This is a genomic window from Streptomyces sp. NBC_01390, assembly GCF_045040105.1.
Taxonomy (GTDB): domain Bacteria; phylum Actinomycetota; class Actinomycetes; order Streptomycetales; family Streptomycetaceae; genus Streptomyces.
Map to the genome: position 1 here is coordinate 5,080,998 of NZ_CP109551.1, position 13,538 is coordinate 5,094,535.

The 13,538-nt window shown below is 68.6% G+C and carries 12 protein-coding genes; 1 reads left to right on the plus strand and 11 read right to left on the minus strand.

Going from position 1 to position 13,538, the window contains the following annotated elements:
• Positions 1-4: 4 nt before the first annotated feature.
• Together OG241_RS22890 and OG241_RS22895 are read right to left on the minus strand one after the other, a co-directional pair.
• Positions 5-4,636 (minus strand): DUF6531 domain-containing protein, encoded by a 4,632-nt coding sequence (locus tag OG241_RS22890; protein WP_405817372.1) that lies wholly within the window; start codon positions 4,634-4,636, stop codon positions 5-7.
• Positions 4,637-4,730: 94 nt separating this feature from the next.
• On the minus strand, positions 4,731-5,378 hold the full coding sequence (locus OG241_RS22895) for a hypothetical protein (protein WP_405817374.1): 648 nt from the start codon (positions 5,376-5,378) through the stop codon (positions 4,731-4,733).
• 150 nt (positions 5,379-5,528) lie between these two features.
• On the opposite strand from OG241_RS22895, the gene OG241_RS22900 reads away from it, so the two are divergent.
• The gene (locus OG241_RS22900) at positions 5,529-5,876 is read left to right on the plus strand and encodes a hypothetical protein (protein WP_405817375.1); all 348 of its coding nucleotides are present in this window, start codon (positions 5,529-5,531) and stop codon (positions 5,874-5,876) included.
• Positions 5,877-5,915: 39 nt separating this feature from the next.
• Here the strand turns inward: OG241_RS22900 and OG241_RS22905 are convergent, their stop codons facing one another.
• The 9 genes from OG241_RS22905 to OG241_RS22945 all read right to left on the minus strand — a co-directional run bounded on the left by OG241_RS22905 (position 5,916) and on the right by OG241_RS22945 (position 12,775).
• Positions 5,916-6,401 carry a pilus assembly protein TadG-related protein gene (locus OG241_RS22905; RefSeq protein WP_405817377.1) on the minus strand — a complete coding sequence of 162 codons (486 nt, stop codon included), beginning with the start codon at positions 6,399-6,401 and terminating at the stop codon, positions 5,916-5,918.
• Between the two features lie 14 nt (positions 6,402-6,415).
• Positions 6,416-6,835, minus strand: a complete 420-nt coding sequence (locus tag OG241_RS22910) for a TadE/TadG family type IV pilus assembly protein (protein WP_405817379.1) — start codon at positions 6,833-6,835, stop codon at positions 6,416-6,418.
• Positions 6,835-7,215 (minus strand): TadE family protein, encoded by a 381-nt coding sequence (locus OG241_RS22915; RefSeq protein WP_405817381.1) that lies wholly within the window; start codon positions 7,213-7,215, stop codon positions 6,835-6,837. The genes OG241_RS22910 and OG241_RS22915 overlap by 1 nt, the downstream gene beginning before the upstream one ends.
• 265 nt (positions 7,216-7,480) lie before the next feature.
• Positions 7,481-7,732, minus strand: coding sequence for a hypothetical protein (locus OG241_RS22920; RefSeq protein ID WP_405826378.1), 252 nt, complete (start codon positions 7,730-7,732; stop codon positions 7,481-7,483).
• A gap of 74 nt (positions 7,733-7,806) precedes the next feature.
• A complete protein-coding gene (locus OG241_RS22925; protein WP_405817383.1) occupies positions 7,807-8,730 on the minus strand; it encodes a type II secretion system F family protein in 924 nt (307 codons plus the stop codon).
• Positions 8,727-9,701, minus strand: a complete 975-nt coding sequence (locus tag OG241_RS22930; RefSeq protein ID WP_405826380.1) for a type II secretion system F family protein — start codon at positions 9,699-9,701, stop codon at positions 8,727-8,729. The genes OG241_RS22925 and OG241_RS22930 overlap by 4 nt, the downstream gene beginning before the upstream one ends.
• A gap of 83 nt (positions 9,702-9,784) precedes the next feature.
• Positions 9,785-11,095, minus strand: coding sequence for a CpaF family protein (locus OG241_RS22935; RefSeq protein ID WP_405817385.1), 1,311 nt, complete (start codon positions 11,093-11,095; stop codon positions 9,785-9,787).
• Positions 11,092-12,030, minus strand: coding sequence for a hypothetical protein (locus tag OG241_RS22940; RefSeq protein WP_405817387.1), 939 nt, complete (start codon positions 12,028-12,030; stop codon positions 11,092-11,094). The genes OG241_RS22935 and OG241_RS22940 overlap by 4 nt, the downstream gene beginning before the upstream one ends.
• A 16-nt stretch (positions 12,031-12,046) precedes the next feature.
• Positions 12,047-12,775, minus strand: a complete 729-nt coding sequence (locus OG241_RS22945) for a hypothetical protein (protein WP_405817389.1) — start codon at positions 12,773-12,775, stop codon at positions 12,047-12,049.
• Between the last annotated feature and the right edge of the window lie 763 nt (positions 12,776-13,538).

The following is a 13,538-nucleotide window of genomic DNA, read 5'->3' on the forward strand; positions in this document are numbered from 1 at the left end:
CCCGTCACCCGTCGCACGGCGGCGGGAGCACACGCTGTTTCTTGGTGTTGTTGATCATTCCCGCCTTCTTGAGTTTATTCAGATCGCCTTCTGTAACACTCTTCGACGGGTAAGCGCCCTGCACATGGCCGTGGTAGATCTCCTTGATGATATTGCCGTCCTTGTCGGTGAAGTACTTGTGCCGGTCCAGGACCACAATCTCGTTATTGGCATGATCCACACCGATCCGCCGGAAAGAAGCCGGATTATTGGGATCGCCCAACGGAATGGACCGATCCAACGCGGCCTGGCCGTTGGCGGGCGCTCGGCTGACCTCGCCCTTGGCCGACGAACTGCTGCCCGAACCGTGCTTCGTGTACTCCGAGTCATCGTAGATACGGACCGGATCGGTGCTGTCCCCCTCCAGCCCCAGCGGGTCGCTCCACCGCAGCGGGTTGTCGACGTACGCATGGTGGTTCGGGGAGGGGATCAGGCCGAGGGGGTCGGGTGAGAGGTAGCTCGCCGTGTCCGGGTCGTAGTAGCGGGACAGGTTGTAGTGGAGGCCTGTTTCCGGGTCGCGGTACTGGCCCGGGAAGGACAGCGGGCACAGGCCGCCGCCGGCCTCGCCGGACAGGGGCCTGCCCCACAGGCTGGTGGCGGAGCGCCAGGCGATGGTGCCGTCGTCGCCGACGAGTTCGCTGGGGGTGCCGACCAGGTCGGTGACGATCGCGTAGAACTGCCGGGTGATCTCGTCCGGGGCGGCGGTGCGCCAGCGGCTGCGGACCTGGGCCGCCGCGCGGTGGGTGCCCGGTTCCCAGTCCCAGGTGTCGGTCTCCGTCAGGCCGTCCCGGAGCGACTGCTGCTCCGCGAGGGTGGCGCCGTCCCAGGTGAAGAGGATCTCCTCGGCGACCGAACCGTCGCCGTTCAGACGCGACTTGGCGGTCCGCCGGCCGAGTACGTCGTAGCGGTAGTGCCACATGCCGCTGTCAGGTGTCTCGGCGCCGGTGAGCCGGTCCTCGGCGTCCCAGGCGTACGACCAGATCCGGCGCAGGCCGGACAGGGTCCGCCGGATCACGCGGACCACGCGCCCCTGGGCGTCGTGCTCGTACGTGCTGCGGCCGGCCGAGGTGACCCTGGTGTCCGAGTGGTGTGCCGGGCCCTGCGCGTCCTGTCCGCCGGGCGCCGGGTGGCCGGTCGCGGTGAGGTTGCCGAGGTCGTCGTAGGCGTAGGTCTCGGTCCAGGTCCGGGCCGAGACCCGGGTGACGCGGCCCACGGGGTCGAGGTCGAACATGCGGGTGCCGGCCAGGAGGTCCGTGACCCCGGTCAGGTATCCGTCCGCGCGGTAGGAGTACGAGCGGGACTGCCGGACAGCCGGGTCAACGTCGCCGGGGTCGCCTCGGTGGGTGGTGCCCGACCGGATGATCTGTTCGACGAGTCGGTGTCCGGCGTCCCAGGCCTGGGTCAGCGTGGCAGCGGCGCCCAGGCCCCGGGCGGTTTCCCGGCCGGCCGCGTCGTACGCGAAGGTCAGTTCGCCGCCCGCCGTGACCAGTGAGGTGGGCAGGCCCGCGGTGTCGTACGACCAGTGCGAGGTGGCACCGGAGGGCGTGGTCCGGCGTACCCGCCTGCCGAGGGGGTCGTACGTGCTGGTGACGGTGCGGCCGTCGACGGTCTCGGCGACGATCCGGCCGGCCACGTCGTAGGCGTACGAGACGCTGCCGAGGGGGCTCGCGGCCTCCAGGAGGCGTCCGGAAGGGTCGTAGCGGAGCGAGGTGACCGTGCCGTCGTTCGTGCGGGAGGTCACCGCGCGGCCCGCGAGATCGCGGGTCACCCGTACCGTCTGACCGGTGCCGTTGGTCCGCTCGATCTGGCGGCCTGTCGGGTCGCAGAGATAGCTGAGCGTGCGGCCCTCGAAGTCCGTCTCGCCGACGAGGGCGCCCGTGGCGTCGTAGCGGTAACTCCAGTCGTCGCCGCGCGGGTTGGTCACCGAGGTGAGCCGCAGCTCGGTGTCGTGGGTGAAGCTGTAGCGGGTGCCGTCCGGGTCCGTTCTGGCACTCGGCAGGTCGAACGCCCCGTATTCGAATGCCGTGGTGGAGCCGGCCGCGTCGCGGTGCTCGGTGACGTTTCCCTCCGCGTCGTACGACCAGGTCTCCCGGCCGCCGTCCGCGCGCTCCCGCCACAGCAGCAGCCCCTCGGTGTTCCAGCCCTGGCGTACGGTCCCGCCGACCGCGTCGTGGATCTCGACGACGCGGCCGAACGCGTCCCTGCGTACGGTGACGACGCTGCCGCGCGGATCGACGACGCGTACCGGAAGACCGGCCCCGTCATTGTCGTACCGGACGGTGTTGCCGAGCGCGTCGGTCTCGGTGATCCGGCAGCCGCGTTCGTCGTAGCCGTACGAACTCACCGCGCCCATGGGGTCGGTGCTGGTGAGCAGGTTGCCCCGGTCGTCGTACGTGCCCTCCCAACGTGCCCCGTCGGCCTCGGTGATGGCGACCGGCAGGACGTCGTCCGCGTACTCGACGTGGACGCTGGTGCCGTCCGGGCGGTCCATGCGCAGCGGCTGGCCGAATCCGTCGAGGGTGAAGCGGGTCGTACGGTCCAACTCGTCGGTGCGGGAGAGCAGGTGGCCGCGGGCGTCGTACTCGGTGTGCACGGCGAAGCCCAACGGGTCGACGACGCGGGTGAGATGGAGCCGCTCGTCGTGGTGGTACTCGGTGGTGTGGCCGAGGGAGTCGGTGTAGCGGGTGACGCGGTTGTCGGGGTCGTAGCCGATGACGCAGTTGAGGGCGGAGTCGGCGCCCTCACCGCTCACGCAACGGTCCTCGTGGTCGTAGGTGAAGCGGAACCAGGAGTCGTTGCGGTCGGTCCAGGAGGTGACCCGGGCCCGGTCGTCGTAGCCGAGGCGGTAGGGCAGTCCGGACGAGTTGTGGACCTCGCTCAGATTGCCGTCGGCGTCGTACCGGTAGCGCAGCAGGGTCGTGGAGGCCGGGTCGTCCGGCCCGGCCTCGGGGTCACGCAGGCGCAGTCCGGACACCCGGCCGCCATCACCGCCCCCGTCAGCATCGGTATCTACCTCTACATCTACTTCGATGTGGTAGCCGCCCGAGTGGCGTACGGCCACGGGGGTGCCGTCGGCGGCGCGGTCGAAGTCGATGCGATGGCCGTTGCGGTCGGTCACCGCGGCGAGCGGCATGATGAACGCCTCGTCGGGAGCCGCGGCGCGGCCTGTCGGCGCGAAGTGGCGGGTGTGGCCGCTGTCCGGGTCGGTGATGCGGATGGGGGCGCCCGGGGTGCCGTCCCAGTCCAGGGACCACCGCGGGCCTGCCACCGGCAGGACGGAGGTGCCGGGCACGGGCACCGGATAGACGAGGATCATGCCGTCCTCGGTGGCGAACAGGGCGCCCTCGTGGTCGAGTTCGAGGCGTTCGTCCAGCGTGGACGCCCAGGAGGGGCCGAACCAGCGGCCCGAGAAGTACGTCGACAGGTGCGTCCGTCGCAGGACCAGCGGGAGCAGGCCCGGCAGTTCGACGTCGGTCTTCTCCATGAGCATCTCGCCGGAGACCATGTCGATGGGGTCGCCGTTCTTGCAACGGCCCTTCGCGGGCTTGCTCTTGGCCACGGCATTGTCGGCCTCCCTGCGCAGGCCCTTCTTCCCGAGCCCCTTCGCCATGGCCTTGAGACCGCCCTTGCCCAGGACCTTCAGGCCCTTGGCGAGCCCGCCGAGCGTCGTCAGACCCTTCATGCCCGGGATGCAGTCCAGCGCGGCGAAACCGACATCCCACAGGGACGCCTGTCCCTTGGAATACTTGTAGAGCGTGTCCGCGAGCACGACCAGGGCCGCGATCAGCACGATCGCACCGAGAATCGGCCCCCCGATGATCATCGCGACAACCCCGACCACCGTGACCACGATCTTGCAGACCGCGACGATGGTGTCCCAGTTGTCGACGAACCAGTCGCCGACGTCCTCCCACCAACTCCGGTTCTGGATACCGGCGTCGGAGGCCTCGTCGATCTTCCGCTTCGCCTCGCCCGCCGCGTCCTCACGCATCTTGCGCGCGTCCTCGGCCATCTTCTTCGCCGCGTCGAGAGCGGACTGCGCACCGCTGACGTCCGACTGGGCGCTGCTCTGCGCCGACTTGGCATGCTGGGCGTCACGCGTGGCCGCCCGGACCTTCGCCTCGTCCGGCTTCTCCGCCGACTTGCTGCCCGTCGGATCGTCCTTGTACTTGTCCGACTCCTTCGCCGCCCGCGTCACCCACGAATCAGCAGAGGAGAGACGGGACTTGGCGGAGGACAGGTCCGCCTGCGCCTCCCTGCCCTTGGCCAGCGCCTTGTCGGCGAGGGCCTGCGCACGCTCCAGCTTCGGCCAGTAGTCAGTGAGCGCGTCACCGCACAGGTCGTACGACTTCTTCAGCTTCTTCAGGTTCTTCGGTACGTCCGAGAACTCGTCCTGGAACACCTCGGCGGTCTTGCCCGCCCACTCCAGCGTCTCGTTCTCCGACGCCATCCCCTTGATCAGGCGCAGCGCATCCGCGACATCGTCCGCGAAGTCATGCAGCGTACGGGCCAGTTGGCGGACGCGGTCCGGATCCCCCGGCGTCGGGTCCTTGTCCAGGTCCAGCACATGCCAGTCCGCCGGCCGGTACCCCGCCATCCCGCAACCCCCGTCGCATACACGTCACATACACGCCACCAACAACCGTGTGCACACGTGAACCTACAAGGAACGGTCGTTCGATGTGAAGCGGCTACTCCGCGAACCGGAACGTCGAGGTGATCGCGTCGAAGATGTCGAAGAAGGACTCCGCCAGGTCCAGCACCTGGCTGCTGCCCGCCACCAGAGCGACCTTGCCCTCCTGACCCGGCACCGGGATGAACGTCTGCGTCAGCACGGCCCGGACGGTGCGGCCGAGTTCGTCGTCCGGTACGGCGATGTCCTCGATGCCGTACGTACGCGCCGCCGGGCCGACGCCGGGAATGTCGACGGTCGTGACCTTGCGCCAGGAGTCGCCCTCCCGCTTGGCCTCCTTGACCGCCAGCTGGGCCGCGATGGCCGCCGGGTCGGTCGAGAGCGGCGTACCGTCCTGCGTACGGCCGCCGACCATCGAGACGGTCACCGAGCCGGTGATCGGGGTGTCGCCGCCGAAGCTCTCCGCCATGCAGCCGCAGTACAGCGCGCCCGACTTCCACGCGTCGGCCGCGGCCTTCCGCAGGAAGGTGGTGTACGTGTCGCGGTACGGGGCCAACTCCGGTCGCTGCCGCACCCGTTCGTCGACCATGCGCCGGATGGAGTCGTCCCGTGACTCTGGGCGTACGTCGAACTCCCACCACGACTCGGGCACCTTGATCCGGAACCCGCCTCGCTCGACCGTCTGCGCTTCGCTGTAGCGGGCCATGTCCGCACTCCACCCCGTTCGCTTGTTCACCCGAGCACTCGTTCACTCGGGCACTCGTTCGCCCATATCGGCATCGATCCGTTGTACGGTGCCGATCAGACGTCGGTCAGACGCCGATCAGACTACGAGGCGCTCCTGGGGGACTCACACATGGGCAAGGGCAAATCCGACCTCACACTGCCGCTGAGCGAGCTGGAGGACTACGGCAGCCGACTGCGCTCCGTCAAGAGCCGGCTGAACCACACCAAGAAGCTCTTCGAGTCCTACAAGGACGACATCGGCGACGGCAGCGTGAACGACGCGCTGGAGGACTTCGAGTCCAACTGGGAGGACGGCCGCGAGGACATCACCCAGCAGCTCGACGCCCTCGCCGACATGTCGGACGCCGTCGTACGCGAGTTCAAGAAGCTGGACGACGAACTGGCCAAGCAGGTCAACGAGAAGATGACGACCAAGGACACCAGGGGTGGCAACAGCGGCAGCGGCGGCAACAAGTGAGCTGAGCCCCGGACCCGCTGGCTCCGCGCCGTTGGCCGCTCACCCCACCTCGTTCTCCGCCACCGCCTCACCCCGTACCGTCACGTCCCCGCCGTAGAACAGCCCCGTGAACACCGGCGAGTACGTCAACTGGACCTCGACCTGCACCTCGTTGGCGTTCGCCGCCACGCAGTGGGAGGCCGCCGTGTCCGCCGCGGACATGTCCATCTCCTGGGCGAAGGCCTTCACACGGGCGTCGCAGTTCTGGAAGTTGATGGGGGCGCCGGCCGCCGCGTTGCCGTAGAGGGCGTCGAGGTCTATGTCCTGGGCGGCATAGCGCGCCGCCTGTTCCGCGATGTCCGCCGCCCGTTCCCGCTTCGAGATGGACATGCCGCCGTCGATCACGAAGGCGGAGAGGGAGATGAAGAGAAGGGCGAAGATGATCACGGCACCGGCGCCCGAGCCGCGGTCGTCCAAGCGGTTCTTCAGGCGGTCGTCCAGCCGGCCCCACCGCCGCGCGGACCACTCACGTACTGCAGAGGGCACCCTCGTTCTCAGCGTCACACTGTCCTCCGGAACGGGTCCAGCGGTGAACTGAAGGTCGCCGTCAGCGTCGTCGGGATGTCCAGGCCGAGCATCGCCAGGCCTCGCACCTCGCAGCTCACCTCGACGGAGAAGATGGTGTCGGGCTCGAAACCGGCGCTGGTCTGGGTGACGGTGACCGGGCCCGAGCAGACGTCCGTGAGGTCGGCCTCCGCCGCCTTCCTGGCCTCCGCCATCGCCGTCGCGTGATCCTTCTGGATCGACCCGGCCCGAGCCGCGTCCCGCGCGGCCCCGTCCAGCGCCCCGCGCCCGTCGACCAGTTGCCCGAACGCCACCAGCACCAGGATGAACATGAGCATCACCGGGGCGAGGATCACCACCTCGATGGTGGAAAGGCCGCGGTCGCCGTAACTCCGCATGCGGGAAGGCGGTTTCATCAGTTCACCCCGTCCCGCACAAACCGCTCCACCGGCCCGACCGACTGCGCGTGCACCGTCAGATCGAACCCGGGGAACACCGTGGGTACGCGTGCCGTGATCTCCACACCGACCGTGTTCTGCTCCGGCTGGAGCATCGTCACGTTGGGCGACAGGACCAGGCTCGGACCCAACTGCTGGATGTAGCTGTCCACCACGTCCTGCGCCTCGCCCCGCCACACACCCGGCTGGTCGTTCGCCATGGCACGGGCCTTGCGGGCGCCGGCCTGGGCCGCCGCCTGGGCCACGTGGTCCGCGAAGAAGTACAGCGCGAACTGCACCGTCGCGAAGATCATGAAGAAGAGTACGGGCGTCAGCAGCACGAACTCGATTGCGGTCATACCGGAATCGGACGTACGGGAGTCAGACGTACGGGAGTCAGACGTACGGGAGCCAGCCGTACGGGAGCCAGCCGTACGGGAGCCAGCTGGGCCGGCGCCCGAGCTGCCGGCGCCGGACCTGCCGCCGCCCGACATCCCGGAGTCACCGCAGGCGGACGCCGACTTCCGTGCGGCCTCCACCCTGCGGCGTACCCATCTGCCTGCACCACCCACGAGCAACAACCCCGTCAACTCGACCCCGTACACCCCGTTTTCGTACGCGCGATCAGCAGGTGCCGCTCGCCTTGGCGCCCTTGATGCAGTCACCGACCTTGTTGGCACCGTCGCTCAGCGCGGTGTTGATGATCGCGGCGACCACGCCGACGATCGCCACGACGACCGCGGAGATGATGACCCACTCGACCGCCGACGCACCGCGGTCGAGTTCGCCGGAGCGGGCGCGCTGCACGCGGGCCTGCAGAAAAGTGACCAGGAAGTCCATCGCCGGGATCCCGGTGTGGAAGTTCCGCCCGTTCAATCCGTTCATGGTGAGTTGTCCTCTCAGGAATCTCAGGAGTTGAAGAAAGTAGTTGTCGGCGCGGGACGCCGAACTCAGACCTGGAACACGCGCATCGCCGCCGGATAGATCAGGAACACCAGGAACCCGGCGCACAGCAACAGCTGCGCCACGAGCATCGACTGCGACTTCTCGCCCGCGCTGCCCTCGATCTCGGCCAGCTCGCGGTGCCGCATGGTCTCCGCACGGGAGGCGAGCGACTCGCGCACCTTGGCGCCGTCGTCCGCGACCAGGGCGAGGGAGGCGGAGAGGTCCTTGAGTTCCTCGATGCCGAGTTCCTCACCCAGCGCACCGAGCGCCTGCCACTGGCTGGTGCCGGTGATACGGGCGTCCGCGAGAGCGTTGCGGATGCGCTGGGTCGCCCAGCCGTCCGACACCTCCGCCGCCGCCATCAGCGCCTCGGGCAGCCCCCGGCCGCCGGCCAGGCTCATCGACACCAGGTCGAGATACGCCCCGATCACGCGTCGCAGGTCACGCCGTTTGTCGGCCGCGTCCCGCCGGACCTCGAGGTCGGGAAGGAAGAAGAAGACAAGTGCGAAGAGCAGCGCCATCCAGACCGGGATGGCCGGGCTCCTGCCGAGGCCCAGCGTCAGCACGATGACGAAGAGGAACGGGCCGAAGAACAGACCGGCCGCCCCCAGCAGCACCTTCGTCGCGAGGAAGTTCTCCCAACTCCGGTCCAGGACAGCAAGGTCGGACCGCAACGAGCGCTGCTCCCAGCCCTGCTGGAAGTAGAAGTCCGAGACCCGGATGCCCACTTGGGCACGGAAGGATCCGATCCGACCTGCGTCCTGGGTGCGCTGAGCCGACTCGTACGCCGCTCCCCGCGCCCGCATCGCGTCGATGCGCGCGACCTGCGAGACCGCACTCCGCTTCGACGGCATCAACGCCCGTACGAGGACGTAGATGCCGAGCCCCAGAGTCGCGCCGACCAGCACGGGCATGGTCAGGTCGTTCATCGACGTACCCCCTCTTCGGTGCCAGGAGCAGCAGCCCCGTACGGTGCCGGTCCCTGCGTTCCTGGTGCGGGCGCCCGGGGCGGCCGTACGAACTGCACGGACGACTGGTCCCGTACCAGGAAGCGTTCGGGTGTCTCGATGGTGGACAGCTTGCGCAGCCACCAGAAGCCGAGCGCGAACAGGCCGCAGACGCACGCGAGTACGAGCTGTCCGATCGGCGTGCCGTACGGCTCCACGAACTCCCGGTTGAAGATGGCGAGTCCGAGGACGAAGCCCACCGACACCACGACAACGATCTGTACGGACCGACGAGTTGACGACCGCTGCGCCATGACCCGCTGCCGCATGTCGACCTCCTCGCGCGCCGACTTGGCGAGCGCGCCCAGGACTTGACGAAGACCCGGGCCGCGCAGCCGCGCGTTGAGGATGAGCGCCGCGACGATGATGTCGGCGGACGCGTCGTTGATCTCGTCCGCGAGCTGCTGAAGCGCCTCGGGGAGCGGAGTACGGGAGCGGAGCCGGTCGACCATCGCGTCCAGGTGCGGACGTAGTACCGGGGCCGCCGCGCGCGCCGACGCCGGGATCGCCTGCTCCAGGCCGACAGCGCCGGCGATCGTGTCGCGCAGCGACTCCGTCCAGGAGGCGAGAGCCTCGACGCGCCGCATACCGGCCCGTTCCTCCGCCGCGCCGCCGAAGAGACGGTCCCAGAAGAAGACGAGGACACCGGCCGCGATACCGGCCACCGCCCACCGGGTGAGCACCAGCACTGCGAGTCCGACGAGGGCGGCGAGCGAACCGCGCTGCCCCGCGAACCGGATGAGTTCGTTCGCCCGCTCGCTGGCCTTCTGCTTCTCGTGCTCCGGCTTGACCGGCAGCCCGCGGATCGCGATCAGGAGCAGCGCGAGCCCGCCACCGACGGTGACGCCGGCCACGAGCGAGTACAGGACCTCGGTGGAGAACAGTCCCCCCATGGAGCCGAGCGGACCGGCCGCCGCCGAGTACATGTCCCCGTACACGTGGGCGTTGTCATAGGCATTGTTATACGTCGTCATGGTCACCCCCAGTTCCCGCCGGGCAACCGGTACCCGTGCGCGACCAGATCGTCGAGGCAGGAAATGGGCGCGTGCGGCACGATGCGGCCGTCCGGGGTCTCGGCGAAGACCTCGCTGGACAGCACCCGGCCGTCCACGCCGTTGACCTCGCGGACCGAGGTCACCATGCGCTGGAGCCGGCCGCCCGTATGGAAGTTGTTGCGCCGCGTGATGAAGACGACGAAGTTAACGGCGCCCGCGACGAGCATCTGGCTGGCCTCGATGGGCAGCCGCTCCGATGCCTGGAGCGCGTACGTGGAAATACGGTTGAAGACCTCGTGCGAGCTGTTGGCGTGGATCGTGGAGAGCGAGCCGTCGTTGCCCTGCGACATCGCGTTGAGCATCGTCACGATCTCGTCGCCGAGGACCTCACCGACGATGACGCGCGAAGGGTTCATACGCAGCGAGCGTCGCACCAGCTCGGCCATCGAAATCATGCCCTGGCCCTCGGAGTTGGGCAGTCGCTCCTCGAACGCCACGACGTTGGGGTGGAGTTCGGGAAACTGGTCGAGGCCCAGCTCCAGCGCACGCTCGACGGTGATGAGTCGCTCGTGCGGCGGGATCTCGTTGGCGAGGGCTCGAAGCAGCGTCGTCTTACCGGCGTTGGTGGCGCCCGCGATCATGATGTTCTTCCGGGCGCGCACGGCACAGGCCATGAAGTGCGCGACTTCCGGAGTCACGGTGCCGTTCCCGACGAGGTCGGAGATGAAGACCTTGCCCATGCGCGCACGACGGATGGAGAGCGCCGGGCGCCGAGTCACGTCCATGACGGCCGACAGACGCGACCCGTCCGGCAGCCGCAGGTCGAGCTGCGGATTGGCGGAGTCGAATGGCCGGGAGGAGAGCCCGGAGTAGGCGCCGAGCACCTGGATCAGCTCGATGAGCTCCTCGTCGGACTCGGCAACGGGATCCCCGGCCACTTCCCGCCCATCGGAATACCCGACGAAGACCTGGTCGTACCCGTTGATGTCGATGTTCTCGACGTCGACGTTGTCGAGCAGCGGCTGCAGCCTGCCGACCCCGAAGAGCGCGGCGTGCACGGCGGCCGCGTACTGCTCCTCGGTCTCGGCATCCAGCGGCGTACGCCCGGCGTTGATCTCGGTCCGGGCGTAGTCCTCGAGGATCTGGGCTATGACGGCACGCGCGTACTGCCGCTCGTCCTCGCCGGACATCGGCGTGACGTTGGATGCCTGGTCGAGTCGACGTTGCTCGGCGATCCGGTCACCGGCGTCCTGCCGGAACCGCTTGACCAACGAGTGGTCGACAGCGGTCATCGCCCGGCTCCGGCATGGCCGGGCTGACCGCCGGCGTAGCCGGACTGACCGCCGCCATGGCCGTGTTGCTGACCAGGCTGACCGGGCATCGGGACCTGGTGACCCTGGCCCTGGACCTGGACCTGGCTGGGCACGGACCATGCGGCGCCGTACTGCTGATACAGATCCGAAGTCACCTTGCGGGCCGACCGGATGAGCATCGACTTGTCGAGCCGCCCGCGCTTACGCCCGGCCAACTGCTCGGCCCCGGACGGGTCTTCGGCGAGAGTGCCGACAACCCGGGCACCCGTCTGCGCGTGTACGAGCATGTCGTTGACCTGGTTGACCAACTTGCCCGAGTTGTTCGGGTCGGCGATGAGGACGACCCCGATGAGGGGTGTGGCGAGACTGGCGGCGCCGCGCGGACCGCCGTGCAGCTTGGTCGAGAGAGCGGCGGCCCGGTCGCGCACGCGGGCGATGGCCTCCGGCTCGGTACGCGAGATGAGCAGCACGAGCGCGGCATGCGGGAACAGCTCGACGACAGGGGTGTCCCCGCTGATGCGTCCGCAGTCGGCGATGACGTCGGCGGGCGCGTTCGGGGAGTCACCGAGCTGCGCGAAGGCGCTGCCGAGGGTGGGCCAGAGCCCGGCGAGCCCGGCGGCCTGCTCGGCGATACCGAGTCCGACGAGCACTTCGAGCCCGCCGCTCAACGGCTGCACGTGATCCCAGAGTTGATCGGGAACGAGCCCGCGCCGAGCGGTCGCGGCAATGGACAGCATGCCGGTGTTGGGGTTGAGCATCCCGCCGTGCGCGGCGGCACTCCGGTAGACGAGATCACCGCCGGCCGGGTCGGTCTCGGCAAGCAGAGCCCGCCGAGGCCAGACCGCCGCGAGCGCGACGGCCGCGGTGGTCACGCCGGGTGAGCCCTTGTCGGCGGCAAGAACGATGAGCGCCATGGTTCTGGGGCCGCCTTCAGCTGCTGGGGATGAGCACGAGGGCCACTTGGCCGGCGGCGGCTGCCTGAGCGAGATCGGCGGCCTTGGTGGCGTCGACGGTGAGGGTGACGGGGAGGTTGGTGCTGCTTATTACCTCGCTGTCCTTGGACCGCTTCAGGTCGGTGACCTTCGCCTTGTCCACGATCAGACTGGTGCCGGCGCCGGACGAGGAGGAGCCACTGGAACCCGTACTCGAGCCGGTACCGGTGCCGTTGGAGGTGACACGGTAGGCGGCGACGAGGTCACCCTGCTCGAGGTTGCTCGGGTACTGCCCCTCCTTGAGGGAGAGCCCGACGATGGCCTGCCCGGCGCCGAGGCCGGTCTCGCCGGTGAACATCTGCCCGACGGGGACGACCCCCGCAGGGATCGCGCTGACGGCCTTCAGCTTCATCAGGCTGGTCAACTGCTCCCACCGGATGTAGTCGATGCTCTTGTCGGCCGCGACCAGGACAGACGCCGTGTTCTCCTTGCTGACAGACCCCCCGGCCGGGATGGGGGCGGTCACCTTGACGACCTCGATCCGGTCCCCGGCCCGCAGCACGAGCATGGTCGCACCCAGCGCACCCACGAGAATCAGCAGCACCGCGAGAGCGGCGAGAGCTGGTTTGCGCTCACGAGGCGGCGACGGGAGCCGTTCGCCGGACATCGGCGGAGCGGGCACCGAGGAACGGCCGCCGCCCGCACCCGTACGCTCTTGGATCTTCACGCAACAGCTCCCCGTACACCCAAGAAAAATTCTGCCAATTTAAGTGCTAAATAGGACACTTCACTCGCGAAGTGCGCGATACACCCCTTGCCGGACGTACCGCCCGACCTGGCCAACTAGCCAGCGCTGGAGTGAGTGTCAAGCCATGGCACCGTATCAGCCGCACATAAGCCCCTCAAGGCGCGTTCTGAATCGTGAACGGCACGGGGCACAACGTTATTCACGTGCAACTACGGCCGTACGGTTCCCCGTTGAGCGCTGCGATCCGGTCGCAGCCCCCGCTGTGCACGCGCGAAGCTGTTGCCGACCCGACATCTGCAGGCCAGACAACTCCGGCCACGCCCCCCACCCTCACCACGGGTCTCCCATGAGGCCTGCACGATTCGCTCACGCGACGCCCGGCTGCCCCCGGAGAAGCCGCGCCATGATCCTTGACCGGCCCATCCAGGGACGGGCGCCGACTCCCTCGTTCGAGGAAGTCGGGGGAAGCCGGAGCCGCGGGGGAACGCCTCTTTGGCAACGTCCTGGTCACCTTCCCGGTCGAGAACGACGCGGCGCCGGACCTGACGATCGTCGGCTGCTCCCCAACCAGCGCGGGCAGACCGCACTGCTCGGCCAGCCGCACGACCGGCTCCAGCCCGCCGTACGCGATCAGGTTCGGGTCGTCGAACGCGGATGAGAACGCTGCCGCGGCATGGGAAGACTGCATCTCGGAAGTGCCATGGCGATCGTGCCTGATGTGGTCCTAGAGAAGCCTCATCAT

What these genes read in the sequence shown, in the direction of transcription:
- OG241_RS22890 (WP_405817372.1), bottom strand. Translation starts at nt 4,636, where the DNA reads ATGGCGGGGTACCGGCCGGCGGACTGGCATGTGCTGGACCTGGACAAG.
- OG241_RS22895 (WP_405817374.1), bottom strand. Translation starts at nt 5,378, where the DNA reads ATGGCCCGCTACAGCGAAGCGCAGACGGTCGAGCGAGGCGGGTTCCGG.
- OG241_RS22900 (WP_405817375.1), top strand. Translation starts at nt 5,529, where the DNA reads ATGGGCAAGGGCAAATCCGACCTCACACTGCCGCTGAGCGAGCTGGAG.
- OG241_RS22910 (WP_405817379.1), bottom strand. Translation starts at nt 6,835, where the DNA reads ATGAAACCGCCTTCCCGCATGCGGAGTTACGGCGACCGCGGCCTTTCC.
- OG241_RS22915 (WP_405817381.1), bottom strand. Translation starts at nt 7,215, where the DNA reads ATGACCGCAATCGAGTTCGTGCTGCTGACGCCCGTACTCTTCTTCATG.
- OG241_RS22925 (WP_405817383.1), bottom strand. Translation starts at nt 8,730, where the DNA reads ATGAACGACCTGACCATGCCCGTGCTGGTCGGCGCGACTCTGGGGCTC.
- OG241_RS22930 (WP_405826380.1), bottom strand. Translation starts at nt 9,701, where the DNA reads ATGGGGGGACTGTTCTCCACCGAGGTCCTGTACTCGCTCGTGGCCGGC.
- OG241_RS22935 (WP_405817385.1), bottom strand. Translation starts at nt 11,095, where the DNA reads ATGACCGCTGTCGACCACTCGTTGGTCAAGCGGTTCCGGCAGGACGCC.
- OG241_RS22940 (WP_405817387.1), bottom strand. Translation starts at nt 12,030, where the DNA reads ATGGCGCTCATCGTTCTTGCCGCCGACAAGGGCTCACCCGGCGTGACC.